The sequence below is a fragment of the Micrococcoides hystricis genome (assembly GCF_042434215.1).
Lineage (GTDB): Bacteria > Actinomycetota > Actinomycetes > Actinomycetales > Micrococcaceae > Micrococcoides > Micrococcoides hystricis.
Map to the genome: position 1 here is coordinate 162,177 of NZ_JBHLUB010000032.1, position 26,797 is coordinate 188,973.

Annotated in this window: 28 protein-coding genes and 1 riboswitch; of the genes, 24 read left to right on the forward strand and 4 right to left on the reverse strand. The window is 58.9% G+C overall.

What is annotated here, in order from left to right; translation table 11 throughout:
• Positions 1-32 precede the first annotated feature (32 nt).
• The 12 genes from ACFFFR_RS11050 (at position 33) to ACFFFR_RS11105 (ending at position 13,012) form a co-directional block, all read left to right on the forward strand.
• On the forward strand, positions 33-1,493 hold the full coding sequence (locus tag ACFFFR_RS11050) for a purine-cytosine permease family protein (RefSeq protein ID WP_377460438.1): 1,461 nt from the start codon (positions 33-35) through the stop codon (positions 1,491-1,493).
• 192 nt (positions 1,494-1,685) lie between these two features.
• On the forward strand, positions 1,686-2,591 hold the full coding sequence (locus ACFFFR_RS11055; RefSeq protein WP_377460440.1) for a LysR family transcriptional regulator: 906 nt from the start codon (positions 1,686-1,688) through the stop codon (positions 2,589-2,591).
• Positions 2,592-3,130: 539 nt separating this feature from the next.
• The gene (locus ACFFFR_RS11060; RefSeq protein ID WP_377460442.1) at positions 3,131-4,687 is read left to right on the forward strand and encodes a 4-hydroxyphenylacetate 3-hydroxylase N-terminal domain-containing protein; all 1,557 of its coding nucleotides are present in this window, start codon (positions 3,131-3,133) and stop codon (positions 4,685-4,687) included.
• A gap of 28 nt (positions 4,688-4,715) precedes the next feature.
• On the forward strand, positions 4,716-5,651 hold the full coding sequence (locus tag ACFFFR_RS11065; protein WP_377460444.1) for a VOC family protein: 936 nt from the start codon (positions 4,716-4,718) through the stop codon (positions 5,649-5,651).
• Positions 5,652-5,654: 3 nt separating this feature from the next.
• The gene (locus ACFFFR_RS11070) at positions 5,655-6,371 is read left to right on the forward strand and encodes a ribonuclease activity regulator RraA (protein WP_377460446.1); all 717 of its coding nucleotides are present in this window, start codon (positions 5,655-5,657) and stop codon (positions 6,369-6,371) included.
• A 15-nt stretch (positions 6,372-6,386) separates the two neighbouring features.
• Positions 6,387-6,806: a cupin domain-containing protein gene (locus tag ACFFFR_RS11075; RefSeq protein WP_377460448.1), complete on the forward strand. Its 420-nt coding sequence runs from the start codon at positions 6,387-6,389 to the stop codon at positions 6,804-6,806.
• 38 nt (positions 6,807-6,844) lie between these two features.
• Positions 6,845-8,383 carry an aldehyde dehydrogenase family protein gene (locus ACFFFR_RS11080; RefSeq protein ID WP_377460450.1) on the forward strand — a complete coding sequence of 513 codons (1,539 nt, stop codon included), beginning with the start codon at positions 6,845-6,847 and terminating at the stop codon, positions 8,381-8,383.
• 8 nt (positions 8,384-8,391) lie between these two features.
• Positions 8,392-8,793, forward strand: a complete 402-nt coding sequence (locus tag ACFFFR_RS11085; RefSeq protein WP_377460452.1) for a RidA family protein — start codon at positions 8,392-8,394, stop codon at positions 8,791-8,793.
• Between the two features lie 86 nt (positions 8,794-8,879).
• Positions 8,880-10,340 (forward strand): purine-cytosine permease family protein, encoded by a 1,461-nt coding sequence (locus ACFFFR_RS11090; protein ID WP_377460454.1) that lies wholly within the window; start codon positions 8,880-8,882, stop codon positions 10,338-10,340.
• Between the two features lie 9 nt (positions 10,341-10,349).
• The gene (locus ACFFFR_RS11095; protein ID WP_377460456.1) at positions 10,350-10,907 is read left to right on the forward strand and encodes a flavin reductase family protein; all 558 of its coding nucleotides are present in this window, start codon (positions 10,350-10,352) and stop codon (positions 10,905-10,907) included.
• Positions 10,907-12,139, forward strand: coding sequence for an acyl-CoA dehydrogenase family protein (locus ACFFFR_RS11100; protein WP_377460458.1), 1,233 nt, complete (start codon positions 10,907-10,909; stop codon positions 12,137-12,139). Before ACFFFR_RS11095 ends, ACFFFR_RS11100 begins: the two co-directional genes overlap by 1 nt.
• A 27-nt stretch (positions 12,140-12,166) precedes the next feature.
• Positions 12,167-13,012 carry a fumarylacetoacetate hydrolase family protein gene (locus ACFFFR_RS11105; RefSeq protein ID WP_377460460.1) on the forward strand — a complete coding sequence of 282 codons (846 nt, stop codon included), beginning with the start codon at positions 12,167-12,169 and terminating at the stop codon, positions 13,010-13,012.
• 120 nt (positions 13,013-13,132) lie between these two features.
• On the opposite strand, the gene ACFFFR_RS11110 is transcribed toward ACFFFR_RS11105, so the two are convergent.
• A complete protein-coding gene (locus tag ACFFFR_RS11110) occupies positions 13,133-13,672 on the reverse strand; it encodes a flavin reductase family protein (protein ID WP_377460462.1) in 540 nt (179 codons plus the stop codon).
• Between the two features lie 13 nt (positions 13,673-13,685).
• A riboswitch (SAM riboswitch) is annotated at positions 13,686-13,818 on the reverse strand.
• Positions 13,819-13,904: 86 nt separating this feature from the next.
• Entirely contained in the window at positions 13,905-15,215 is a 1,311-nt protein-coding gene (gene hisD, locus ACFFFR_RS11115; protein WP_377460463.1) for a histidinol dehydrogenase, read from the reverse strand.
• Between the two features lie 68 nt (positions 15,216-15,283).
• Between hisD and ACFFFR_RS11120 the strand changes: the two genes are divergently transcribed.
• On the forward strand, positions 15,284-17,008 hold the full coding sequence (locus tag ACFFFR_RS11120) for a mechanosensitive ion channel family protein (RefSeq protein ID WP_377460465.1): 1,725 nt from the start codon (positions 15,284-15,286) through the stop codon (positions 17,006-17,008).
• Positions 16,998-17,381 carry a hypothetical protein gene (locus ACFFFR_RS11125; RefSeq protein ID WP_377460467.1) on the forward strand — a complete coding sequence of 128 codons (384 nt, stop codon included), beginning with the start codon at positions 16,998-17,000 and terminating at the stop codon, positions 17,379-17,381. The genes ACFFFR_RS11120 and ACFFFR_RS11125 overlap by 11 nt, the downstream gene beginning before the upstream one ends.
• A gap of 6 nt (positions 17,382-17,387) precedes the next feature.
• Here the strand turns inward: ACFFFR_RS11125 and ACFFFR_RS11130 are convergent, their stop codons facing one another.
• Entirely contained in the window at positions 17,388-18,203 is an 816-nt protein-coding gene (locus tag ACFFFR_RS11130) for an MBL fold metallo-hydrolase (protein WP_377460469.1), read from the reverse strand.
• Positions 18,204-18,235: 32 nt separating this feature from the next.
• Here ACFFFR_RS11130 and ACFFFR_RS11135 point away from each other — a divergent pair, with 32 nt between their 5' ends.
• From ACFFFR_RS11135 to ACFFFR_RS11160, 6 genes are all read left to right on the forward strand, one after another.
• Positions 18,236-19,120: a gamma-glutamyl-gamma-aminobutyrate hydrolase family protein gene (locus ACFFFR_RS11135; protein WP_377460471.1), complete on the forward strand. Its 885-nt coding sequence runs from the start codon at positions 18,236-18,238 to the stop codon at positions 19,118-19,120.
• Positions 19,117-19,857 carry a VIT1/CCC1 transporter family protein gene (locus ACFFFR_RS11140; protein WP_377460473.1) on the forward strand — a complete coding sequence of 247 codons (741 nt, stop codon included), beginning with the start codon at positions 19,117-19,119 and terminating at the stop codon, positions 19,855-19,857. The genes ACFFFR_RS11135 and ACFFFR_RS11140 overlap by 4 nt, the downstream gene beginning before the upstream one ends.
• A gap of 74 nt (positions 19,858-19,931) precedes the next feature.
• Positions 19,932-20,729, forward strand: coding sequence for an SGNH/GDSL hydrolase family protein (locus ACFFFR_RS11145; RefSeq protein WP_377460475.1), 798 nt, complete (start codon positions 19,932-19,934; stop codon positions 20,727-20,729).
• Between the two features lie 351 nt (positions 20,730-21,080).
• The gene (locus ACFFFR_RS11150) at positions 21,081-21,938 is read left to right on the forward strand and encodes a hypothetical protein (RefSeq protein WP_377460476.1); all 858 of its coding nucleotides are present in this window, start codon (positions 21,081-21,083) and stop codon (positions 21,936-21,938) included.
• Between the two features lie 225 nt (positions 21,939-22,163).
• Positions 22,164-23,507 carry a prolipoprotein diacylglyceryl transferase gene (locus tag ACFFFR_RS11155; RefSeq protein ID WP_377460478.1) on the forward strand — a complete coding sequence of 448 codons (1,344 nt, stop codon included), beginning with the start codon at positions 22,164-22,166 and terminating at the stop codon, positions 23,505-23,507.
• 219 nt (positions 23,508-23,726) lie between these two features.
• Positions 23,727-24,650, forward strand: coding sequence for an Abi family protein (locus ACFFFR_RS11160; RefSeq protein WP_377460479.1), 924 nt, complete (start codon positions 23,727-23,729; stop codon positions 24,648-24,650).
• Positions 24,651-24,675: 25 nt separating this feature from the next.
• Here ACFFFR_RS11160 and ACFFFR_RS11165 read toward each other — a convergent pair whose 3' ends face one another.
• Complete coding sequence (locus ACFFFR_RS11165) at positions 24,676-25,101, reverse strand: DUF1801 domain-containing protein (protein ID WP_377460480.1); 426 nt, start codon at positions 25,099-25,101, stop codon at positions 24,676-24,678.
• Between the two features lie 326 nt (positions 25,102-25,427).
• Between ACFFFR_RS11165 and rpmB the strand changes: the two genes are divergently transcribed.
• From rpmB to ACFFFR_RS11185, 4 genes are all read left to right on the forward strand, one after another.
• Positions 25,428-25,664, forward strand: a complete 237-nt coding sequence (gene rpmB / locus ACFFFR_RS11170) for a 50S ribosomal protein L28 (RefSeq protein WP_377460482.1) — start codon at positions 25,428-25,430, stop codon at positions 25,662-25,664.
• Positions 25,664-25,831, forward strand: coding sequence for a 50S ribosomal protein L33 (rpmG, locus tag ACFFFR_RS11175; protein ID WP_377460483.1), 168 nt, complete (start codon positions 25,664-25,666; stop codon positions 25,829-25,831). Before rpmB ends, rpmG begins: the two co-directional genes overlap by 1 nt.
• A 6-nt stretch (positions 25,832-25,837) precedes the next feature.
• Complete coding sequence (gene rpsN / locus ACFFFR_RS11180) at positions 25,838-26,143, forward strand: 30S ribosomal protein S14 (protein ID WP_377460485.1); 306 nt, start codon at positions 25,838-25,840, stop codon at positions 26,141-26,143.
• 291 nt (positions 26,144-26,434) lie between these two features.
• Positions 26,435-26,716 carry an HU family DNA-binding protein gene (locus ACFFFR_RS11185; protein ID WP_377460487.1) on the forward strand — a complete coding sequence of 94 codons (282 nt, stop codon included), beginning with the start codon at positions 26,435-26,437 and terminating at the stop codon, positions 26,714-26,716.
• Positions 26,717-26,797: the final 81 nt, after the last annotated feature.

The following is a 26,797-nucleotide window of genomic DNA, read 5'->3' on the forward strand; positions in this document are numbered from 1 at the left end:
CTCCTGCGAAATCTATTTAGTAAGGAAAGAAGTTGTCTTCTCTAGAAACGAAGAAGGTCGGTTCCATTGACTCGTCTTTGGCTGCTGCTGCCGAGGACCACTCGCTGGTTTCCGTTCCACAAGAAGATCGTAAGTCGGGTTTTGTCCTGGCAATTAGCCCACTGAGCGTGGCTACGGCGCTTGTCATTTTTGGTCTGACCGGCTTCTCGGTCTTTCTGGCCGGCTTCAAGGTTGGGCTGCTGGCAGGCGTGATTGTCGGTACCGTTGGTTTCCTCGTGAGTCGTGGTGTCGGCATGCTGGCTTTCAAAACGGGTATGTCCAGCACCCTGAACTCCCGTTTCTTTGGATTGGGTTTCAAGGGTTCATCCATCGCATCTGCCATCGTGGCGTTCTTGATTCTGGGTTTCCTAGCCGTTGAGTCGGCCCTCCTTTACGAGGGCACCATTTTGATGATGAATCTGGAAGACACCTGGCCGACTCGAATCATCATTTACGGTTTGATGACGGCAGCATGGATCTTGTTGGCGATTTTCGGCCTCAAGTTCACCATTCGCACTTCCGGCATCATGATTGTGGCGACCCTGCTCATCGCTCTTTACTTGCTGTACCAGATCTACTTCGTTCAGGGTGCCAGCGTGCAGGACGTTGTGAATTTTGAGGGTGTAGTGCCCGGTGGAACGTGGCCCCGCCTCGAAGCTGCCCTAGGCGTTGTTGGCGCTCTCGGTGGTTCCATTGCGCTGAACTCCAGCGACTTTGCCCGCTACTGCCGGACGAAGAAAGACGTCACGATCTTGGCCGTGGCTGGCCCGATCATGATGAACGTGATCATGACCGTTCTGGGCTCCTTGATCGTGATTGGTGGTATGCCAGCAGTTGGGGAATACCTGATGGCGCGAAACTCTGGCCTGTCCCCACAGGAAGCCTCTGAAATGGCCAGCGGTTACATCATGGATAACACCGGTGCATTCTTCGTGATCTTCGCCGGTTGGCTTGGCTTCCTGACTATCTACGCCGCGCAGGCCAAGGCGCAGGCCATCAATGCCTACATTGGCTCGCTGTCTCTGGTGAACCTGTTGGAAGTCCTCTTCCGCTGGAAGCCGGGCCGTGCCTGGATGGTTGTCGCCGGTAACGGTATCGCGCTGCTGATGATCATCCTCGGTATCGCAGGCAACTTCTCCCAGTACTTGGCTTACCTAGGCTGCCTGACCTTTAGCTTGGCGGGCATCATGATCGCCGATTACTACATCGTTCGGAAGCGTCAATTTGATGGCGTTCACGAAACCGTTGAGAACTGGAACATGGCGGGTATCGCGACCCTCGTGATTGCCGCGGCAATTGGTGCCACCTTGATGGTTACCGGGATTGTGCCGCTTGGCTTCTACATCTCCTTGGTGTTGTCGCTGATCCTCTACCCGGTCTTGCGGAAGGCGATGCCGAAGGGGACTGGTACTTCCTTCGCTGGCGCTGAGGACGTGGCACACGAAGCTGTCTAAGGTCCGGCCTATGGTCGATAAAATAATCAATAGCTAGTGATAACGAGGCATAGATCAAGGGACTGCTCTTGGTCTGCGCCTCGTTACAGTGCTGACAGGGCTAGGGCAGAGGAGCTCTAGCTGCGTTAGGACGCGTGCTGATCCTGTCTGCATCGCGAGTGAAGGCAGGCGGGGAAACTTCTAAGGGGAATCATGGATTTTCGCCAGATTGAATACTTTATTGCAGTGATTGAGCAAGGCTCAGTATCTGGGGCGGCCAAAAACCTGAAGATGACACAGCCGCCGCTAAGCGCCGCGATCTCCAAGCTTGAGCAAGACCTTGGGGTCAAGCTGCTGAAGAGGACCTCTCGGGGTGTCATCCCGACCCAAGCGGGCATGTTCTTCTTCGAGCGCGCAACACGACTGCTGAACGAACGAAATCGGTTGAAGGAAGACGTCAACCTCATCGGGGAGGGTTTGGTGGGTGAAATCCGTGTTGGGGTTGAGCCCATGGTGGTCATTGAACTGATCGGCCAGGTGATGGCTGAATTCATCAGGTCTTCGCCTAATGTTCGGGTCACGCTTGAGGATCAGCACCCGACGTCGATGATCGCTTCGTTGGAAGCAGGAAAAATCGACCTAGCATGCGTCCCCTTCGGTCAAGAGAGCTTCGCCAAAATTATCTCCGAGTCATACCACGTTGTGACGGCGCTGAGCATTGACTTGAAAATCGTGGTGCCACCTTCCCGCGCTGATGAGGTGCACGAAGGCGGCAAAGGCTGGGGTCGATGGATTTTGCCCTATCCGATACCGGCATTCCGTGGCATGCCCGAGGCGGTTGAAAGCAACCTTAAGGATGATCCGACGTTCCGCAGCATCTATGTGTCGACGCCGCAAACTGCGATACCACTCGTGGCCGCCGGTATCGGGGTAGCTCCTGTGACAGAACGGATGGCTCGGGGGATACCGGATGTTGCGGTCATCGATCCTCCAGAGTGGCTGGAACCGATGCGCTGCAGCGTGCTCTGGCGTAAGGGCGCAGAGCTGACGCCGTTGATGAATCGTTGGTTGGAAGCAACGGCGCTGGTCTCGGAGAAGCGCTGGGGCCTACACAAGTAACCAATGTTCTAATTTTCAAAATAATAGGAGTTTTTGACTAGTCTCCTTGGCGCTCTTGGCGCGCAGGGAGATTTTTTCATGCTCTCGACAGTGTTTGCGGCCTCCCGCTATACCAAAAAGATATATCCGGCAAAACGGGACCGTATGGTTGATTTTTTGAAAAGTTTCTTGAATATCTCAGAGTGTGAGACGGCTTTTTGTGGCTCACAAGGGAAACTTTTGCTCCTCTGGGAGCTCCCCTTGATGCGGCTGCTTCGTTGGAATATCGCGGTTTTTAGTTGCCTGAGTCACAGTGTGTTCGCGCTAACAATTTGAGCCAATCTGGAGTCGGAGCTCACATTTGATTGACGTTGGGTGGGCGCCGTGTTGCCCGACTCACATTGTGTGATTAGTGTCATTGACCATGAACGAGGCCCCGGCAGCGAGAAGCGAAATTGCGAGGGGTTTTCGGCCTCACGAAAGATTTCTATTTTAGAACACAAAATTGTGTTTTGTCCCAGTCGGTTTGGATCGGCCAAACGAAAACAATTGGAGCAATGATGGCTGAAACAGCATCAGAAAAGAAATACAACAAGGACTACATCCCGTTCACGGGTGAAGAGTACCTGGAAAGCCTGCGCGATGACCGCGAGGTCTGGATCTACGGTGAGCGTGTCGATGACATCACCGAGCACCCGGCATTCCGTAACTCTGCCCGCATGATTGCCCGGATGTACGATGCTCTGCACGATCCAGAGACCAAGGATATCCTGACTACTGACACCGAGTGGGGTGGCTTCACCCACCGCTTCTACCGCGCACCTTCCACTCTTGAAGAGCAGGTGGCACAGCGCGACGCGATCGCCGAATGGCAGAAGATTGCTTGGGGCTGGATGGGCCGCTCCCCAGACTACAAGGGCTGCTTCCTGGGCACCCTGGGCGCAAACGCCGAGTTCTACCGCGGTTACGAAGACAATGCCCGCGCCTGGTACCGCAAGGCACAGGAGCGCACCCTGTACATCAACCACGCGATCATGAACCCACCGGTTGACCGCAACTTGGGTGCTGAAGCTGGTAAGGACGTCTTCGTTCGCGTCACCAAGGAAACCGACGGGGGCATCTATGTTACCGGCGCCAAGGTGGTCGCTACCGGTTCAGCTCTCACCCACTACACCTTCATCGGCCACGTTGGTCCGGTTGCGATGAAAGATCCGGCCTACTCCCCAGTGTTCATCATGCCGACGAACGCTAAGGGCGTGAAGCTGATCTGCCGTACCTCCAACGAGTACCGCGCCGGCGTTCTGGGTAGCCCATTCGATTACCCGCTCTCCAGTCGTCTGGATGAAAACGACGCCATCCTAGTGATGGACAACGTCTTCATCCCATGGGAAGACGTCTTCATCTACAACGACCTGGAGCAGGCCGCTCGCTACAACATCCACTCCGGCTACCTGGAGCGCGCTTCCATGCACGGTTGCACCCGCTTCGCCGTGAAGATGGACTTCCTCGTCGGCATGCTCTCCAAAGCTCTGAAGGTCACCGGTGCCAACGAATTCCATGGTGTGAAGTCCCAGCTCGGTGAAGTCATCGCTTGGCGCAACACCTTCTGGGCACTGTCTGACGCAATGGCCAAGAGCGCAGTGGAGTGGAAGGGCGGCATGATCCAGCCTGACTCCCAGCACGCTGGCGCCTACCGCGTGATGAACCAGCTGGCGATGCCGAAGATCAAGAACATCATCGAGCAGGTTGTGGCTTCCGGTCTGATCTACCTGAACTCCCACGCCGATGACTTCAACACCCCAGAGATGCGCAAGTACCTGGATCTGTACGCTCGCGGCTCCAACGGCATCGACTCGGTCGAGCGCGTGAAGGTCATGAAGATGCTCTGGGACGCCATCGGTACCGAATTCGGTGCACGTCACGAGCTGTACGAAATCAACTACATCGGTAGCAACGACGTCACCCGCCAGACCAACCTGTTCTCCGCCATGGGTAACGGCACCCTCGAATACTGCGAGAACTTCGCGCAGTCGGCGATGGACGAGTACGACCTGGACGGCTGGACCGTTGATGACCTGTTCAACCCAGACGACATCAGCGTTCTGAACAAGAAGTAAGCAACCACGGAAGAAGACTGGAGGAGTCATGGCAACAGCAATCGATGCTGCACAGGTTACCTATGAGGCACCTGATCTGGAACTGGCGGAAAAATTCCTCACTGACTTTGGGATGGTCAAGGCCCCCGGCAGTGACGAGAACACCCTCTACATGCGAGGAATCGGCACCCAGCACCACATCCACGTGACCCGCAAGGCAGACAAGCAGCGCTTTGTCGGAGCCGTCATCGAGGTTGCAACCAGCGAAGACCTTGACGAGCTGGCCGCAATGGAAGGCTCATCTGCGGTTCAGGAAGCAACCGAACCAGGCGGCGGCTACGAGGTTGTCATGTACACCCCAGACAACGTCGAGATCAAGGCGATCTGGGGCAGGGAGAAAGTTGAGCCGATCGAGGACCGCGCACCGTTCAAAATGAACACGGTCTCCGAGAAGCGCCGCATCAACGAAGCAGTGCGTCAGCCTGTTGCACCGGCCACCATCACCCGCTTGGGACACTTTGTCCTGCACGTGCGGGATCACGATGCAACGGTGAAATGGTTCTTTGACCGGTTCAACTTCCTGCCCTCGGATTACTTTGTTCCACCGGGAACCGATGGTGACCCATACGGAACCTTCATCCGGTTGGACCTAGGCGAGGAACTGGTTGACCACCACTTCATGCTCATCCTGCAGTCCGACTGGGTCGGTATCCACCACAGCTCGTTCGAGGTCACCGATGTTGATGCGGTCATGGCCTCCCACGACTACCTACTCCAGCAGGGCCACAAGCTAGATGTGGGCGTGGGCCGGCACATGCTCGGTAGCCAGATCTTTGACTACTGGAAAGATCCGTTCGGCTTCCGCATCGAGCACTACACCGATGGTGACACCGTCAACCACCTGCACAAACCTTCCAAGTTCAACGGCACGGCCTCGGACACCACGCAGTGGGGTTCGCGTCCGCCACTGGAGTTCTTCGAGTAAACAATGAATCCCGAGATTCGCGAAAAACTAGAAAAAGTAGGCACCGCCAACGTTGCCAACGTCCTGCTCAAACGCGGCTTCAAGAACGTGATGATGCACGGCATCTTGCCGCTGTCGGAGGACCAAGAGCAGCTGGTGGGCCCGGCCTACACGCTCCGGTTTATTCCAGCCCGGGAAGATCTGGACTCCATGGCGAACTACGCCAAGTCGGAGAATAAGCACCGTCGCGCGATCGAGGAATGCCCGGAAGGGTCAGTGCTGGTCATTGACGCTTTCGGGAACCTCGAAGCCTCCTCCATGGGAGACATGATGGCTACCCGGCTGCGCTACCGCGGCGTGGCCGGGGTCGTCACCGATGGCGGCTACCGGGACTCGGTGTCCATCAAGACCACCGGCCTACCGTGCTTCCAGAAGCGCAACGCGCCACCAGCTACGCCCATCAAACTGCACCCGTTGGAACTCAACGAACCCATCGGGTGCGGGGGCGTGGCGGTCTACCCGGGAGACATCATCGTTGGCGACAGCGATGGCGTTGTGGTGATCCCGCAACACCTAGTCGAGGAAGTCGCCGCCGAGGCGTACCACGCGGTGCAGTTCGAAGAATTTGTCGAAATGAAAATCAAAGCCGGCCGCTCCATCATGGGGCTGTTCCCGGAGACTCCGGAGAGTCGTCAAGAGTACGACGCCTGGGTCGCTGCCGGTCGGCCGCAAGAAGCTTAGAGAGACGTGCAAGAAATGCCACCTTTGAACCCAGAAACACTTGAGCTGCTGATTCACCAGACCGAGCTCAAGGACGAGGAATGGATCGACTACCCGGAATACGGGTTCCGCCAGTACTTCCTGTACAAGAACCCGGAAACGGGCGCCTCCATCGCGCTGCTTGACTATGACAAGGGCGGCAACATCCCAGTCAAGCACACGCACGCCTCTAACCAGTTCATGTACTGCTTGGAAGGCGACTACGAGTACACCGACACCGGTCTGCGACTGAAGCCAGGCTCCTTCTACATGAACCCGAAGGACCACCCACACGGGCCAACCTTGGCTCATGAGAAGAGTCTTCTGATCGAGATCTACGACGGTCCGCACTACTACGAGACCCCGGAATACCACACCGAGGAAACCATCGGCGATTTCCTCGCTAAAGAAGACTAAGCCCCTCAGCTTAAGACAAAGAATTTAGGAGCAAAAAAGTGTCTGTGTTTGATACAGAGAAAGTCCTCGCCCGCTTCGGCCTGGACAAGGTCCACTCCGGGACCTACTCGGACGCCCACGGCTGGGCTTCCACCGAAGGCCGCGACCTGATTGACGCAGTCTGCCCAGCTGACGGTCTCGTGGTTGGCCACATCGCTTCCTCGACCTCCGAGGACTACGAACAGCTCATCACCGAGGCTGTCGAGGTGCAGAAGCGCTGGCGCAGCGTGCCACCACCACGTCGTGGTGAGTTCGTCCGCCGCATCGGTCAGCTCATCGAAGAAAACATCGATGATCTGGCAGGTCTGGTGTGTCTGGACACCGGTAAGTCCATCATGGAAGCCAAGAGCGAGCTGAAGGAAAGCTACGACATGGCTTATCTGGCTGCCGGCCAGTCCCGCATGCTCTACGGCTTCACCCAGCAGTCTCAGCGCCCTGATCACCGCATGTACGACCAGTGGCTGCCGATCGGCGTGGTTGGCATCATTAGCGCCTACAACTTCCCAGCAGCTGTCTGGGCCCAGAACGGTTTCCTCTCCGCTATCGCCGGTAACACCGTCATCTGGAAGCCAAGCCCGAAGGTCCCATTGACCGCGATCGGCGTCCAGAAGATCGTCAACCAGGCCGTGGAAGAGATGCCGGACTGCAAGGGCGTCTTCTCCCTGTTCATCCCAGAGGACAACGCTGTGGCACAGGAAATGGTTGCCGACACCCGCGTTGCCATGATTTCCTTCACCGGCTCCACCGGTGTTGGCGAGATGGTTGCCGACGTGGTGGGTTCCACCCTGGGCCGCCGCTACCAGCTGGAATGCTCCGGTAACAACGGCGTGATCGTGGACGAGACCGCTGACCTGAAGCTGGCCGCCCGCGCCATCACCTTCGGTGTTGTCGGTACCACCGGTCAGCGCTGCACCAGCACCCGCCGCATCATCGCTCACGAGGCCATCGCCGATCAGCTGTTGGATCTGCTACGCGAATCCTTCGACCAGATCAAGATCGGGGACCCACGCGATGAAGACACCGTGGTTGGTCCGCTGATCGACGAAGCGGCTGTGGAACTGTACAAGAAGAACCTGATCAAGGCCGAGGAAGACGGCGCCAAGATCGCCTACGGCGGCAAAGTGATCGACCGTCCGGGCCTCTACGTTGAGCCGGCCATCGTCGTCAACGTTGATCCGAAGTCTGAGATTGCTCAGGAAGAGGTCTTCGCTCCGATCGTCTCCCTGATCACCTACAAGACTCTGGAAGAGGCAATCCAGATCCACAACGATGTTTCGCAGGGCCTAGCCTCCGGCATGCACAGCACCGACCTGACCAACATCGAAACCTTCCTGTCTGCTCGTGGCTCCGACTGCGGCATCGTACGTATCAACATGGGCACCACCGGTGCCGATGTGGGTGCTGCCTTCGGTGGCGAAAAAGAAACCGGTGGTGGACGCACCGCAGGTTCCGATGCATGGAAGCTGTTCATGCGTCGTCAAAGCGTCAACGTCAACTGGGGCGGAACTAGCGCCTGGGACAACCGAATCAACCTCTAAAGGAAGCAATGAAAAAGCAACGTTTTTACTCGGATCAGGTCGGCGAACCAGCAGAGGGCATGTGGTCCAACTGCCTGCGCATCGATGATCAGATCTTCATCTCCGGTCTGACCGCTCGCGGTCTGGACGGCCAGAGCATCGAAGGCGATAACGAATACGATCAGTCGGTTTACATCTTCCAGAAGATCAAGAACCTGGTCGAATCTGCAGGCGCTCAGATGGACGATATCGTGAAGATGACCATCTTTGTGACCAACATGGAAAACAACTCCCAGGTTTGGAAGGCCCGTAAGGAATTCTTCACCGGCGACTTCCCAACCTGCTCCCTCGTTGAGGTAGCTGCTCTGGCCAAGCCAGAGATCCTCGTCGAGATCGAAGCCATCGCCATCGCAGGTTGCAGCGCCGAGTAAGGCCCACCTGCAGCAAAAGTGGGGCGCGGTGTTCATCGTCGCGCCCCACTTTTCTTAATCCCGCAAGTTTTTAGATAGGACTTATCATGTCTACGGAAAAGGCGAGCTCCTCGCAGTCCATTGATTCTTCCCTCGCTGCGGCAGCCGAGGATCACGCCCTAGAAAGTGTTCCCGAACATGACCGCCGCAGCGGCTTCCAACTATCCCTGAGCCCGGTCAGCGTGGCTACCGCGCTGGTCATCTTCGCGATCTCCGGCTTCGCCGTGGTGCTGGCTGGGTTCAAGATGGGCATGATCGCTGCTGTGATCGTGACCATCATCGGTGTGCTGTTCGGTAAGTACTTGGGCACCATCACCTACGAAACCGGCCTGTCCAGCACCCTGACCTCCCGCTACTTCGGATTCGGGTTTAAGGGCTCGGCCGTCGGGTCGGCGATCTTTGCGTTCATGATCTTGGGCTTCTTGGCCATGGAATCGGCGCTGCTGTACGAAGGCACGCTGCTGATGTTTGATCTGGAAGACAACTGGACCACCCGGATCCTGCTCTACGGCGCTCTGACCATCGCCTGGATCGCGCTGGCCATCTTCGGCCTGAAGCTGGCACTGCGTTCCTCCGCGGTCATGATCATCATCACCATCGCGGTGGCGCTCTACCTGGTGTACGAAATCTACTTTGTTCAGGGCGTCGACCCGATGAATGTCTTCGGCTTCCCGGGTGTTGTTGAAGGCGGCAACTGGGAGAAGATCCAGGCCGCACTGGGTGTCTCCGGTGCTACCGCCGGTACCATCGCGCTGGTCACCACCGACTTCGCCCGCTACGCACGCTCCGATCGCGACGTCACCATTCTGGCGCTGTCCGGCCCGGTTACCCAGAACATTATCATGACCGTGCTGGGGTCCCTGATCGTCATCGGCGGTATGCCGACCGTGGCCGACTACCTGATGGCCCGCAACGCTGGGATGTCCCCACAAGAGGCCTCGGAAATGGCCAGCATCTTCGTTATGGAAAACACCGGTGCGTTCTTCGTGATCTTCGCCGGCTGGTTGGGCTTCATCACCATTTACGCCTCGCAGGCTAAGGCACAGGCCATCAACGCCTACTCCGGCTCCCTCTCGCTGGTGAACCTCGTCGATGCGCTGACCGGTTGGAAGCCAGGCCGTGCCTGGATGGTTGTGGTTGGCAACATCATTGCTCTGGTGATGATCGCCGCAGGTATCCTCGGTGCATTCGCTCAGTACTTGGCCTACCTCGGTACCCTGACGCTGTCCATGGTGGCGATCATGATGGCCGACTACTACTTCGTGCGCAAGCGCCAGGTGGATCTAGCCAGCCAGCGCGTGGAAGTCTGGAACTGGGCCGGCTTGCTGACCCTGCTAATTTCCGCGGCGATCGGGTTCGTGCTCATGGGCACCGGCATCATGCCGCTCGGGTTCTTCCTGTCCTTCGTCATCGCAATCATCCTGTACCCAATCCTTCGCAAGGCCATGCCAGAAGGCGCCGGCACCAAGTTTGCCTCAGATAAAGATGTGTTGGAGGAAGCTGTCTAAGCGAAAACCATGCTATGGAATGCTGAAATCTACGAAAATGTAGCTGACGCGGCCACCGCGAAAGCAACTGAAGTCACTCCGGCGCCGTTCGCCGATCCGCGGCAGCTGCGCAACACCCTCGGCAACTTCGCCACCGGTGTGACCGTGTTGACCTACCAGTCCGGGGATACTTTCCACGGCGTCACGGTCAACTCCTTCACCTCCGTCTCCATGGACCCGCCGCTGGTGCTCATCTCCCTGATGCGGACCTCCCGGGCCCTGACCTACCTGCTCGAGCGTCCCTTCGCCATCAACATTCTTGGTGAGGACCAGCTGAGCACAGCTCTGCAGTTTGCGGGCAAGCCACAGGAAGAGCCGATCGAATGGGTCACCGACGAGGAGGCCCCGCGCATTAACGGCGCGCTGGCCTACTTCCAGTGCACCCCGTGGGCCAGCTACGACGGTGGCGACCACGTGCTGGTACTGGGTCAGGTCAGCTCCTTCGGCCAAAAGGACGAAACCAAACCGCTGCTGTTCTACCGTGGCCAATGGGGAGAACTTGCGACTGCTGAGGAGAACGAGAAGTAATGATGGTAGACATTGATTTGGCGCCAGAGCTGCCAGAGTTGCGCCCCGAAATCCAACAGATCTTAGACGCCATTGACGAGGCCTTCCCGTTGTTGCAGTCGGAAGCCGAGGCAGGCGAGCGTCTGCGCCGGCCGACCCCTGCAGTGCAGAACGCGCTGAAGGAGACGGGGATCTTCAAGCTCTCGGTGCCGACCTCCTTGGGCGGCTTCGAAGCCACCCCGCTGGAACTGCTGCGCGTGATTGAGAAGATTTCCCACGCCGACGCCTCGCTGGGTTGGTTGGCTCGTGTCCTCACCGGGGAAACCGGGGTCGCAGCGACCTTCCTGAGCCGGGAAAACGCCGAAAAGCTCTTCAACGGCGCGGATTGGCCACGCGTGGCCGGCCAATCCACCAGCTTCCACGGCACCGCCGTGAAGGTGGACGGTGGCTACCAGGTCACCGGGTCCTGGCCGTTCATGGCTGGTACCTCCATGGCCACCCACGTCAACATGGGTGTCACCGTCGAGGGGACCGGGGAGAAGATCGTCTGCTTGGTGCCTCGCTCGGAATTGTTCATGAGCGACAACTGGGACATGCTGGGGCTGCTCGCGACCTCCAGCTTGGACTACGAGGCCAAGGACCTGTTCGTTCCAGAGAAGTTTGCCTACACAGTGGAAGGCAGTGATGGCGGTCGTCGCGGGATGACCGGCAAGCTGTCCCCGACCCTCGTCGACAGCCTGAAGCAGGCTGCTTGGTCGCAGGGCGTGGGCCGTCGCATGCTGGATGAGCTCAAGCAGCTCGCCAGCGCGGCAGCTAACCGGGAGCACTACAGCCGTGGCGATAGTGCGGTCTCCAGCGACGAGTTCTTCTACGAGTTCGCCCGTCATTATTCGCACGTGCGTGGCACGCTGGCGCTGCTGACTGAAACTTGGAGCGGCTATGAGCAGACCCTGAAGGCTGACGAAGAACCGACCCAGCAGCAGGAAACCATGGCACGGTTGGCGACCAACCTCGCCACCCGCACGGCGTTGGAGATCAGCCAGATTGCTCACCGCTTTGCTGGTTTCCAGGTTATGCGTCATTCCGCGCTGCAGCGTTTCTTCCGCGACAGCCACGCTGGTACCCAGCATCGCGGTAGCCGTCTCGCCGTGACGGCAGAATGCGGCCGCATGCTTGCCGGGGTTGTCCCGGAGGGCAGCACGTGGGGCTTCTACGAGCTAGAGATCCCAGGCCGTACGTCAACCAACCACTAGATTTCGACTCAGAAATGGAGTGCCTCCATGAAATTGGCGACACTACGTGTAGATAACAGTACCGTTGCAGCTCGCAAAGACGGTGACACCTACACCGTCATCGAGGGCTACGACAACCTGAACCAGTTGCTGGCAAACGCTGACTGGAAGACCATCGCCCAGCAGGCAGCCGACGCACAGATTGCCGAAGACGCAGCCGACCTAGCGCCAGTTGTACCGAGCCCGTCCAAGGTGCTGTGCGTAGGCCTGAACTATGCCGGCCACATCTTGGAGATGGGCCGCGAACTGCCGGAATACCCAACCGTGTTTCCGAAGTTCGCCGACACCCTCACCGGGCCGAAAGACCCGGTGGGTGCTGTCGAGGAAGATCCGGATCTGGACTGGGAAGCAGAGCTGGCAATCGTGATTGGCAAGACCGCTTACAAGGTCGCCGAAGAGGATGCCGAAGAGTACATCGCCGGCTACACCCTCGCCAATGACATCTCGATGCGCGGCTGGCAGGCTCGGACCATCGAATGGACCCAAGGCAAGATCTGGGCCAAGTCGACCCCGGTCGGCCCGTACATGGTGACCCCTGACGAGCTCGACTTCGACACCGCAATCCTGCGCACCACACTCAACGGCAACGTCATGCAGGAACACCAGATCAACGACCTGGTCTTCAAACCAGCCAAGTTGATCGAATACCTGTCCACCATGCTCCCGCTGCGCCCAGGTGACCTGATCCTGACCGGTACCCCCGGCGGTGTGGGCAAGGGACGCACCCCGGCCCTCTACATGAAGGCTGGGGACCACGTGGAAGTGTCACTGGACGGTCTGGGCAAGATCTCCACGGACATCGTCACCCCGGCGGAAGCCCCAGCGGTTCTCTAATCTTGGGCCGCGGCAGGCACCTGCCGACCACATAAACCAATAACACACAGCGCCAGCTACATCAGGTTATGCCTGAGGAAAGCTGGCGCTGTGCGGTTAAGAGATCAGCAGCTGCGTGCGCTAGCGGGCGAGGTTCTTGAACTGGGAGTTGTGGAACACGACCGGGGCGGTGCCCTCCTGCACCTCGAGGCTGTGGACTTCCAGGAGCACCACGGTGTGATCGCCCGCCGGGAACTGGCCGTAGACGGAGGTTTCAAACCACAGTGACGAATCGGCCAAGAAGAGCGGGCCGGACTGGCCCGGTACGCCCCCGTGGACGATGTCGATACCGGCGAAACGGTCGCCTTCCTTGGCTGCGAGTTGACGGCAGATATTGTGCTGACCGTCGGCGAGCACGGAGATGCCGATGCGTTCGGCCTCGCGCAACCGCGGCCAGGTGCGGGAGGTGTTTTGGACCGCAAGCGAGACTAGCACCGGTTCGAGGGAGACCCCCACCGTGAAGCTCGATGCGACCAAGGCTTCTTTGACACCGTTGATTTCCGCCGTGAGGGCCACAATCCCGGAGGGGTATTGGCCGAAGGCTTGGCGCACACTTGCCGGGTCCAGTTGGGTGTTGAGACGGGCGTTGGCGTTCGCGTTCTGGGTAAGGGCGGTGGTCATAGCAGACTCCTTGATGCAGTACTTGCCGTTCCCGATCCGTTACATGCCAAGGAACGACCGAATCCTCACCTGGGGCACCCCACTCGCTGCGGAGGGTTGCCGGTCACTCAGCCAGGGCTGCTGTTGTGTGTGTGACACTCATGATTCTGGTTTCCAGCTTAGGGGCACGGGGCCCGCAGCTGCAAAAGGTCCGTAACGGCCACGTAACTTAGCGCCACGGAGTTGAAACTTACTAGTTTTCGAAGCGCAGTTTGATGGCCTCGCCGTGGGCCGGGAGGCCTTCGTTGACGGCGAGGGCTTCGATGTTGTGCGCGATGGAGCCCAGCGCGGACTCGGAGTAGTGGATCAGCTGCTGGGAGCGCAAGAAGCTGGTTACGTTGAGCCCGGAGGAGAACTTCGCGGTCCCGGAGGTGGGCAGCACGTGGTTGGAGCCGGAGGAGTAGTCACCCAGTGGGACGGGGGAGTAGTCCCCGACGAAGATGGCCCCGGCGTTGCGGATGCGTTCGGCGACGGTGCGGGCATCGGCCGTCATGATCTGCAGGTGTTCGGCGGCGTACTCATCGACCAGTTCGATGGCGGTGTCGAGGTCCTCGACGACGAGGATGCCGGATTGTTCGCCGGTGAGCGCCTCGTTGATGCGTTTGCGGTGTTCTGCGTTACCGGCCTGGGCGGTGATGGCGGTGTTGACGGCCTCGGCGAACTCCATGGAGGTGGTCACGAGGACGGAGGCGGCCATGGGGTCATGTTCGGCTTGGGAGATCATGTCTGCGGCGACGAACTCCGGGTTGGCACTCGCGTCGGCCAGTACGGCGATCTCGGTGGGGCCGGCCTCGGCGTCGATGCCGATGACCCCGCGCAGGGCGCGCTTGGCTGCGGCGACGTAAATGTTGCCCGGCCCGGTCACCAGGTCTGCCTTGGCGCAGACAGTTTCTCCCTCGGCGTTCTTGGCGCCGTAGGCGAACATGGCGATGGCTTGGGCGCCGCCTGCCGCGTAGACCTCATCAACCCCGAGGAGGGCGGCAGCGGCCAGAATGGTGGGGTGCGGCCAGCCGTCATTGTCGGCCTGGGGCGGGGAGGCGATCGCCAAGGAGGGCACGCCTGCCGCTTGGGCGGGCACCACGTTCATCACCACCGAGGACGGGTAGACGGCCTTGCCGCCGGGGACGTACAGCCCGACGCGGTCGACGGGCACCCAGCGGTTCACGACTTCAGCGCCGACGGCCAGTTCCACGGTGGAATCGGCGGGCAGTTGGGCCGCGTGGACGATGCGGGCCCGGCGGATCGCCTCGGTCAGGGCCGAACGGATGGCCGGGTCAAGGTTTTTCAGGGCCGACGCGATGACTTCGGCGGGCACCCGCAGGGAGGCGGGCCGGACGCCGTCGAACTTCTCAGCAAGGTCAAGTAGTGCTGCTTCACCGTTGTCTTTGACCTGGTTCAAGATCGGTTGGACGATGTCGAGGGCCTCGGAGACGTCCATCAGGGCGCGGGGCACGACGGCTGCCGGGTCAAAATCTTGGGCACGCAGATCGGTGATTTTCAGCATGATTTCAGTTTAGCGAAGGTTATTCACAGCAAACGCCACTAGGCTGGAACGCGATGATGTTTCACCGCATGTTTGACACGTTCCTGTCTGTTCAACCGGAACCGACGCCCTCGGATCTGGGGGAGGTCACGGAGAAGGTGACCGAGGAGGTCGGACGCACCGTTTATACGGCCGGCCCGCTGTTTGGCACCCTGTTATCCGTGGGGATCTCCATCCTGGTGGCGATCGTGGTGACGGTGCTGTTGGCGCTGATCCTGCGGCAGGTGTTCCGGCGTTCACCGAAGACCCTGGCCGCCGCCAAGAAGATGCGCACCCCGCTGTTCTTGGCGGTGCTGTTCATGACCGGGAAAATCACCCTGAACCAGATCCCCATCGAGGGCTTCACCCTGATGTCACTGGTGCAGTGGATCCTGCTGTTTGCCGGGTTGGGCTGCATCGCGTGGCTGCTCATCAACGCGGTCAAGACCGCAGAGACGGCCATGTTGACCAAGTACGAGGGCGCCTCCGTCACGGACCGGCGCGCCCGTAAGATCCAGACCCAGACGGTCTTGATCCGGCGCATCCTGATCGTCGCGATTGTGGTGATCGTGCTCTCCATCGGGCTGCTGACCATCCCTGCGGTCCGCGCGGTGGGTGCCGGTCTGATCGCTTCGGCCGGTATCCTCTCGGTCATCGCCGGTCTGGCCGTGCAATCCTCCTTGGCCAACATCTTTGCCGGACTACAGATCGTGTTCACGGACGCCATCCGGGTGGGCGATGTGGTGCAGGTGGAAGAGTACTTCGGCACGGTGGAAGACATCACCTTGACCTACGTTGTGGTCAAGATCTGGGACGAGCGCCGCGTCATTTACCCCTCGACGTTCTTCACCACCAATCCGTTCGAGAACTTCACGCGTACCGGCTCCTCCGCCTCGGGCACGGTCGAGTTCGAGGTTGACTGGTCCGTGCCGGTGGACGCCATGCGGGCGCGGTTGAGCCAGCTGGTGGAATCCACCGACCTGTGGGACGGCCGGGACCGCTCCATCCAGGTGACCGAAGCCTTGGGCGGGATGATCAAGGTCCGCATCGTGGTCTCCGCAGCGAACACCGGTAATCTGTGGGACCTGCGGGCACTGGTGCGCGAGGACATGATCAACTTCCTGCGGGCCGAACACCCAGAGTCCATCTACCGGCAACGTTTCACCGCCGAGGAACTCCCGATGGCCTCCGGCACCGAAGCCGATGAAGACTCCGAGACGGACAGCGCTAAGGCAGGTAGCGCAAAGGCGAACAACGCTGAACAGCCGAAAGACCGTGAAGAACCGGCAGCCCGGCCGGTGGATCAGAGTTCCAGCCGGGTTGAACCGCTGGAACCTGCGCCCCGGCTGCAGACACTGGATGACATCTTCGCCGAAGGCAGCGTGGCCCGCGGGTCGCTGCCGAAGATCCAACCGCAAACCGGTGGGGCAGTCCCGCTGCAAGAAGCGGAGAGCGACGAAGAAGAAGAGACCAGCACCTCGACAACCCCGCTGACGGTACAGTCGGCGGACTCGGCCATGTTCACCGGCTCCATCACCGCGTTGGAGCGCGGTCTGGACTACATGGGCCCTGGCGACGACGTGTACAAGGAACGCCAGGAGCGTCAGGAGCGCAGCTATGATGATCAGGACGAGCCTGATGAGGATGCGCCCGAGGATGCTGTGCCAGATCAGGACGAGCCGATGCAGGCTGATACTGCCGGCGCCTTCGCCGGCGAAATGACCGACGCGCAAGCCGATGAGATCGAAAAGCAGGAACAACGCCGTGTTGAATAAGTGGAATCGTGAGCACGCTCCCGCCGCCGCTGCCCGCCCGGACCTGTGGACCTGCCTTGAAGCCAACATTTACGGGGCAGAGTTAGACCAGATCGCGCTCGCGGCCGATGAGTGGACCGGGTTCATGCAGCCGTTGCGTGAGGATCTGGCGGATTACCCGTTCAACGGTTACCTCAGCAATGACATCTACATCGAGATGGGACACAACACCGACCTGTCTGGAACCAAGATGTTCACCGTGCTGTTCTTCGCCACCGGCCAAGACCCGGTCAAGAAGCTAGCCATGGGCGCCGACGCGCTGACCGATCACCTGCAACTTGCCGGTGTCCCGGTTGAGAAGATCCGCTGGGAAACCCCGGAACTGCGCGGCTAAAAGCGGCTAAGAACGCTGCAGAATGTAATCGGCCATGGCGCTGACCATCTGGCCGGTGATCTTCAAGCCCATCTCCGACTGGGCGTCCACCCCGTAGAGCCCGATCGCCACCGAATCAGCCGTGGCAGAATTCTGCACCGCGGTATCGGCCAGATCGATGTTGTTCTGCTCCAGGTACACCTTGAACTGATCGAGCCGCTCGTGGCGGTGATCCATGTAGGCTTCGGCGGCCGCCGTCAGATCCGGCAGCGGCTCACCGTGCGCGGGCAGAACCAGCATCGGCTCGTGCGGGCTGAGCGATTTCAGCTGATCCAGGGTGGCGAAGTAGTCCAGTAAGGACCCGTCCGGGTAGTCGAGCATGGTGGTGCCCCGACCCAGAATCGTGTCCCCGGTCAAGATGGAACCGTTTTCGGCATCGCCGGCTAAGAGGAAACAGACCGAGTCGGAGGTGTGCCCCGGTGTGTGCAACACGTTGACCACCGCGTCGGAGATCAGCAGACGCTCTTCATCCTCCAGCGGGCCCGCGCCAATGCAGAAGTCTTCGCGGAAGGCCCGCACCGGCGCCCCGGTGGCTTGGGCTAGGGCCGGTGCCGCCTCGGAGTGGTCGGCGTGGTGGTGGGTGAGCAGGATGACTTCAATCTTGCGGCCATTGGCGGCCTTCAGCAGCGCATCGATATGTTCGGGATGCCCGGCAGGACCCGGGTCGACGATGGCGACGGTGTCTGAGCTCGGTGCCGCAATCAGGTAGGAGTTAGTGCCTTCCAACGTCATCATCGACGGGTTCTGGCAACGAATAATCTCGGTCATCAGTGTTCGCGGCATAGATTGCATCCTACTCCTATAGCATGGGAGTCATGGAACCCCTGACCCCTCGCGTCTTGCTCTCATCCACGCATCGCAGTGCCGCCAGCTCACCGGAGTATGAGCACACCATCCGCGAGCTCACGGGCAATGTGGCCAAAGCTTTGAACCGTGCCGGTGCCGCGGTTGAGGAGCTGGATTCGGGGTTGTCCTATGTTCCGAAACTCACCGACATTGACGGGGTCATTATCTGCGGCGACGCCGATGTCGACCCTGCCAACTATGCCGATGACTGGTCCGAGGAACAGAACCGGCGCCGTCGGCGGGACTTGCGGCACCTGAATACGGATGCGGACGCGGTGGAGATCGCCATCATCAAGGAGGCCCTCGGCGCGCAGATCCCGGTGCTCGGCTTGGGCCGCGGCATGCAGATTTTGAACGTGGCGCTGGAGGGAACCCTCCTGCCACCGGAGGAAGTGCCCTATAGCGGATCCGTGTCCGCCGCGGGGATGCGCCCACATCACTTTCCTGAACGCGTATGCCGTCCGTTGACGGACGAGGACGGCAACAGCGTGTACGAGCACGCCCACCCGGTGCTGGGTGAGGCGGATCAGGTCCGGGTCTTGGGTGGGACCACGCTGTCGGCCGCACTGGATAATTCCGGTTCCGCCATCGGGATCATCACCAACTCGCGGATGGCCGTGAAGAACATCGGGCCGGGGCTGCGTGTCTCCGCCACCACCACGGATGGGCATATTGAGGCGCTGGAGCGAGACCGGACCGCCTTCGACGTGCCGCTGGTGGCCAAGGCCGGGTGGATCCTGGCCGTGAACTGGCACCCGGAAGAGCCGCGCACGCCGATGGGGCAGCTGAACAGCCTGATTGAGTCATTTATGGCGCCGGCACGGATGAAAGCCAAACGCAGAAAGTCATCATGACTGCTGAGAACGCCGCAAACCGGCACGATGCCCACCCGGACGAACCACACGGGGAAGCCGAATATGCTGCGAAGCTAAACAAGCTCCGCGCCGGCGTACTGGGTGCTAATGACGGCATCGTCTCCGTGGCGGCCACCCTCGTCGGTGTCGCCGGTGCAACCTCGGATAGTGGCGCGATCTTTATCGCCGGCACGGCTGCGATCGTCGGTGGTGCCGTGTCCATGGCCATGGGCGAATACGTCTCTGTATCCAGCTCCTCGGACTCGCAGAAGGCCCTGATTGCCAAAGAAAAGCATGAACTGGCGACGATGCCGGACGAAGAGCTGGAAGAGTTGACCCAGCTTTACCAAGCGGAAGGTCTCAGCCGTGAAACGGCGCAGCTGGTGGCCGAAGAACTGACGGCCAAGGACCCGCTGCGGGCGCACCTGCGGATGGAACTGGACATCACCGAAGACGATGTGGCTTCCCCGTGGGCTGCCGCGTGGGCATCGGCAGGTGCGTTTCTCATCGGCGCCCTGATCCCGATGCTGGCCATCATGCTGTTACGGGATTCGGTGCGGATCCCCGGCACCTTCGTAGCCACCTTGGTCGCGTTGGCCTTGACCGGTTGGTCCGGCGCCAAACTGGGTCAGGCCCCGCCGCTGCGACCAACGTTGCGCACCGTCATCGGTGGCGCCCTAGCCCTGTTGGTCACCTACCTGGTCGGTACCTTGATCGGTGGGACAGGGATCGTTTAGGACGATATCCTCGAGAGCAACGCGCAGCGAGTACACCACGACAAAACCGACTACGACTTAAGGACCGCGCACCCGTGAGCACACCGATTCGATTCCTAGCTTTGGGCGACTCTTTCTCCGAAGGGGTGGGAGACCCGGACTCCGACCGCCCTAACGGGGTGCGTGGCTGGGCGGATCGGACCGCGGAGGTGCTCTGTCACCATGACCCGCAGGCCCGCTACGCGAACCTAGCGATCCGTGGTCGTATGATCAACCGGGTCATGGCCGAGCAGATTCCGGCAGCCTTGGAGCTGAAACCGACCGTGGTCAGCCTGTACGCCGGGGCCAATGACATCTTGCGCCCGAAGGTCAACCTCGAACTGATCTTGGGTAACTACCGGGACCATGTTCAATCCCTGCGTCGGGCCGGCATCCAAGTGTACCTGTTTACCGGTTTCGATCCGGCGACCACGGCCACCTACGCTTGGATGCGTCCGCGGGTGGCTCTGTACAACGAGATCGTGCGGGACATCGCGGCGGACTTGGACTGCCACATTATTGATTACTGGCGTCGCAAGGAGCTGCAGGATTGGCGCTACTGGGACATTGACCGGATGCACATGAACGCCAATGGGCACTCCGTCATCGCGCGTGAAGCGTTGCGCGTCATGTTCGGTGGGATTGTCACCGAGGAGGAGATCAGTGCGCATATCCCGGTGCCGGAACCCGAGCCCATGCCGGAGGCGGACCGACGCGCGCAGATTATTGCGAACCTGCAGTGGACCCGCGAGCATGCCCTGCCATGGATTAAACGGCGACTGACCCGGACCAGTTCCGGGGACGGCATCTCCCCGAAATACCCAGACCGGGACGCCTTCCAAAGCTACTTGTAGGTAAGGTTCTAAATATTTCAATAACTCAGTGTGTTTGACCTCACGGCTGGGTATGCTGAGCGTGGATCGGGCCATCTGGTGGCGATCTTCGGCGCTGGTTTGGCTAGTGTGCTGGTTGCGGTTTCCGCAGCCGGTGCCCTCGCGGATGAAACTTCGGATTTTACTGACTCACCAGCAGGGCCAAACCAATCTGTATCGGCAACTCCGGGAACCACAGAAAGCTCAGATGACAAGATAACTGAGGAACAGACTCCTGCAGAGTCGCCTACTGGATCTGTTCAGGAAACGACCGGTACTGACGAAAACACCGGCTCGGAGTCTCCTTCCGGATCCGCCTCCGCTTCAGCTGACATGAAAGTCAACGCCGAGTGGAAGGTGACCAAGAAGGTCACCAGCAAGGTCAAGAAAGTCACCGGTAAGCCCGGCAGCACCGTCAAAGTCCCGTACCGGGTGGAAGCCTCCGCCAAGGGTGTCATTCGTGATCTCAAGGTCACCGGACAGATGAGCGTCACCAACAAGGACGCGCGGGATCTGACCTACACGCTCGAAGCTATCCTGCTGAACGGCCCACACGATGCTGATGGCATGCCGATCGAAGAAGCGATGCGCTCCGTCAACGGCTCGAAGTGCACCTTCAACGCCAAAGACGCCGATCCGAACAAGCCTGGCCACCAAGTCGTCGTGGCTTCCGGCCAGTCCCTGAACGTGAAATACAACTGCACCTCGGATGATGGCTGGTTCGACGCGGCGGAAATCAACACTGCTCCCTACAGCTTCTGGACCTACCTGAAGGCCATGACCGCCATGGGCTTTGAAAAGGAAGCTGCTTCCTCGATCTACGCTCCTGTTGATGCCTCCGGTGTGAAGGTTCAGGATGCTGTCGTCAATGTGTGGGACTTCAACTCAGACGCTGACGGTGGGGACGCCTTCGAACTCGGCAAGGCAGATGCCTCCAAGGGCAAGACCGTCTTTGACTACACCATGAATGTCACTATCCCGACCGTTAAGTGCTACGACTACGTCAACAACGCCATCGTCAGCGGTGCTGACGGTGACGCACTCGCCCTCGATTCGGCCGTCGTCGAGGCCTGCCCTGAAGCTCCGAAGGCTGCGGTCAAGCCAGCTGGTGCCCTCAAGGATGGTGTCAACGCTGGTGCAGCGGCAGCCACGACCGGCAACGGTGAGTCCGGGCGCGCAAGGCCTAACTAAAACTACCCCTCGTCGCGAGTTGGCTTAGGGGTGTAAGCGATAAGAACCCGGTCTGGTTCCTGAAATGGAATCGGGCCGGGTTCTTGCCTGTTAAGGCAGCAAAATTCTCGGATGCCTGATATTGGGGTGGGCCGGTATAAGGTAAGAGCAGTTCACGACGGCCGACCTTACGGCGGGTGAACCACTTTCTATCTCGCATTTCTTGTACCGCCTATGGGGTGAACCATGTCTCAGAAGACAACGCTGCGTGCACTGCTCGCAGCAGGTGTGGCCAGCGCTCTCGTCGCAGCCTCCGCAACCGGCGCATTCGCCGAACCAACCGATCCTGCCGCGCCAGCATCAGATGTTGATGCGTCTGTCGGCCTTCAGGATGGGGAGGGTGACAACGCTGCCGCAGCTGACGTAGACAACGATGCTGATACTGTAGATGCTCCGGAAATTGACGAAGAAGCAGCCGACAACTCCGACGCTGCCGATGAAGGTCCAGCCGATGAAGAGTCAGAAGTCGTCAGTGGAGACGATCAGGTTGAAGATGATTCCTCCGAACCAGAAGGCGATGTAGCGTCCGTTGAGGGCGGCGAAGAGAAAATTGTTGACGAAGTCGTCAAGCCTGTTCTCGAGAACAGCGTTGAAGGCGATCTGCACGCCGAAGCTGAATGGACCGTCACAAAGAAGACCGTCAAAGACGTTTCCAAGGTGTCCGGACCAGCTGGCAGCAAGGTGCAAGTTGCCTACCAAGTCGATCTGTCTGCTTGGGGCATCGTCACCGACGTCCTGATTGAAGGCACCCTTTCGGTCAAGAACCCGAACAAGGCCGCCCAGACCTACACCTTGGAGGCGTTCCTAAAGAATGGCTCCACCAAGGAAACCGCCAAAGAGATTTCCAACTCCGTCTGTGCTTTCACCGGCAAGGATGCTGATCCAAACACCCCGGGCCACCAAGTCAAGATTGACGCTGGCCAAGAGTTGGACTTCACCTACGAATGCACCTCCGAAGGCGGCTGGTTCGAGGCTGCGGCCCTTGATTCTGTCCCGTACAACTTCTGGACCTTCCTGCGTGCGATCACCTTGGGCCTGAACGAGGAAGGCATCGCTGAAATTGCTACCAAAGTCGACACCTCCCACGTCAACGTGCACAACGCTGAACTAGACGTATACGACGTCAACCTCAGCGACGTGGAAGGCGATGCAGTCCACCTCGGCACCGTTGCCGCCACAGATGGTTCCGGCCAATTCAAATACGTCATGAACCTGACCGTCCCGGCAGATAAGTGCTTGGACTACGTCAACGCCGTTTACGCGGTAGGTGACTTCGTGTGGGTCGAAGAACTTGAAGGCGAACTGGACATTCTGACTGACCAGGCAACCGTCACGGCGTGCCCGGAAGCCCCTGCCACGACCAAGCCAACCGTCAAGACCGCTGCTGCAGTCACCGCTGCCACGACCACCGGTGAAGGCGAGCTAGCCAAGACAGGTGCCGAATCCCCAATGCTGGGTGGTATCGGTGTAGGTCTGATCGGCCTCGGTGCATTGGCTTTCGGTCTGTCCCGTCGCGCACGTAAAGCGTAACCGCAAGCAGCCCGCTGGTTCGAAGGTTACGGTGTAACACTTCAGCAAGACCAGCGTTCTGTCGGATTGGAACTGCTAGAATATTCCTAATCGTTCAGCCCGCCCCAGCCGTCAAGGCTTGGGAGCGGGCTGGATCTTTTTATGGGAACTTTTCACCGAGGTTTACATGGACAGCCCTAACTCTCTGAAAACGGGACCAGCATCGAAACGCAGATTCAGTTGCTCCGAGACCGAGGTATGGAGGTTTCTGACGACGTTGCTAGACAGTGGTTATCTGTCGTGTCGTACTACCGCCTCTCTGGCTATTGGTATTTGACGCGTGTGGCAGACCCCACGAACCCAGATAAACGTTTGGATTCGTTCTCGCCGGGGACAACATTCTCGGATGTGGTTCAGCTTTACGAGGCGGATCTGAAGTTGCGAACGCTTATTCACGATGGAATCGAACGTATCGAAATTGCTTGTCGTACCCAGCTGATTGGGGTATTGCGTGGAAATGAGGCACTAGCCTACCTGAAACCTAGCTCGATGTACCGCGACAACTTTGACTTAGAAAGTTGGTGGAAGACCGCGTCCAAGCGAGTCTCACGAGCGCGCAAGCACCATAAAGCAGTCGAGCATTATTCCAAGAACTACAAAGAACAATTCCCCTTGTGGGTCTTGGCTGAAGTTTTGGATTTTTCAGACACTTCTAAGCTGTTTCAGGGCTTGTCGTTTCAAAAACAAAGGCGAATTGCCGAGAACTTGGGTCTGAGGATTGACATGAATAGGTTGAGCAAGACGCAACGTAAAAAGCTTCACAAGAAACACCCACTAGCAAACTGGTTGGAACAGCTGAGTGTTCTTCGAAACTACTGCGCACATCACTCGCGTGTATGGAATAGCAGTTATGTTCCTGTACCAACCAATGCGCTGAAGACAATTCCTGGTCTTGAAAGCTTACCGACCGGCCAGAGTGAGAAAATATATGGTGCGCTCGTGATCATGACTAAGCTGCTAGAGACCATATCGCCTCGAAGTTCGTGGAAGCGCGGAGTTCGCGCTCTCTTGGAAGAGAATTTTCTTACAAACAAACTCGTAGACAGTGAGGACCTAGGAATCCCCGAGAGATGGGCTGATGAGCCCATCTGGCAAACGGGATGACGGCACCGCCCCCTTCATGGGCTCACTATGTTTGATCTAGCTCAGCCAAGGTGTAGTTGTAGCAGCGTTTAGTCATCTCGGTCAGCACGTCTAAGTCGATGTCGGCCAGTTTGTTGACATAGAGGCAAGCCACCGAACGCTTATGTTTACCCAGTTGGCTTAGCAGCTCATCAATGCCGGGGTAGTCGGCCAGGACGTAGAGGGATTGGGAGGCCTTGCGGGGAGAAAACCCGACCGCGGGCGCATCCCCTTCACGTCCAGAGGCATACTTATAGTGGTAGCTGCCAAAACCAATGATGCTCGGACCCCACATAACTGGCTCTTCTCCGGTGACCTTGTGCATGAGCTCCAACAGAACTTCGGCGTCGGCTCGACGAACCGGATGTTCCACAGCGGCAATGAACTCGCGAGGGTCCACGTCGGTAGGCTGAGTCTTGTTCGCGGTGGCCATGAGATGGCCGCCTCATCAAAAGTGTCGGAACGGATTTGGTTATTCTTCTACCACACTCGTAAGATGTTAAGGCGTTAACTCGTCACGGGTGTGCCTAAAAAGCTCACATGGAAACCGCGATGAGTCCCGTGCAACCGGTTCAGACTCAAGTTTGAGTTTGGGCCCACCGTCTTCTTTGAGCGATAGAGGCACTTCGGTTGGCTCTCACCCAGCCTGGTTCACCTTTCGGAAAGTCGCAGTAATCAACGGTGTGACAACTGGTGGCGGGAACTCAAGAACGCATTTGGGTAACCGCCAAGAATTTACTACAACTTTGGAGGAGTGACATGGCAGGAGTTTGCCAGGTAACCGGGGCTGGGCCAGGTTTTGGCCACAGCATCTCCCACTCGCACCGCCGCACCAAGCGTCGGTTCAACCTAAACGTCCAGAAGAAGCGCTACTACGTGCCATCGCTGAAGCGGAACGTCACCTTGAACGTGTCCGCACGTGGCATGAAAGTCATCGATGTCCGCGGCATTGACGCAGTCGTAGCTGAACTACAGGCGAAAGGCGTGAAGCTCTAATGGCAAAAGATAAAGGTCTTCGCCCGATCATCAAGCTGAAATCGACTGCCGGCACCGGGTACACCTACGTAACCCGTAAGAACCGCCGCAACAACCCAGATCGTCTTGTCATGAAGAAGTACGATCCTGTCGTTCGCCAACACGTTGACTTCCGAGAGGAGCGCTAATAATTCATGGCAAAGAAATCTAAGATTGCTAAAAACGAACAGCGCAAGGAAATCGTCGCCCGCTACGCCGAGCGTCGCCTTGAACTGAAGAAAACCCTCGTCGATCCAAACGCATCCGACGAAGCCCGCGAAGCCGCACGCGTTGGCCTGCAGAAGCTGCCACGCGACGCCTCCCCAGTGCGCGTCCGCAACCGCGACGCCATTGACGGCCGCCCACGCGGTACCCTCCAGAAGTTTGGCATCTCCCGTGTTCGCTTCCGCGACATGGCTCACCGTGGTGAGCTGCCGGGTGTGACCAAGTCTTCCTGGTAAGCGTCAAAACTTGCCTTTCCGCCCTGTAGGTTTTTACACCTGCAGGGCCGATTGCTTTAACCTCCTGCAGAACCCCACTACATCCCTTATGGCTACTAGCATGCAGGCCGATTGGAGGGGCTAATGTGGCCAATGTGCACGCTGAGAGCTAAACAGGGCTACTTTTTCTGAAAAAACCCCGGAAATTCCGCGATTTTTGCACATTCAGCCGCAACTTAGTGGTAGTTTCACATCAGAAGGCCACACAACCGTGCTGGCCGAGCGAAAACCCAAGAGTCCAGGAGGACACTTATGGCTATGAACCGCAAAGAACTTGTCGCAGCTGTGGCAGAGAAGTCCGGCAACTCCCAGGCAGCCGTTAACGGTGTCTTGGACGCTGTGTTCGAAGTCTTCACCGAGCAGATCTCCCAAGGTGAAAAGGTCACCATCCCAGGCTGGATGGCCGTCGAGCGCACCGACCGCAAGGCTCGCCAGGGTCGTAACCCACAGACCGGCGAAACCATCCAGATCCCAGCTGGCCACTCCGTCAAGCTGACTGCCGGTTCCAAGCTGAAGGCTGCTGTCTCCAAGTAAGCACGCCAACTTTAGGCTTTAGTTCACCCCATACCCGCGGCACCGGATGCCGCCGGTATGGGGTGAATTCCGTTAACGTGA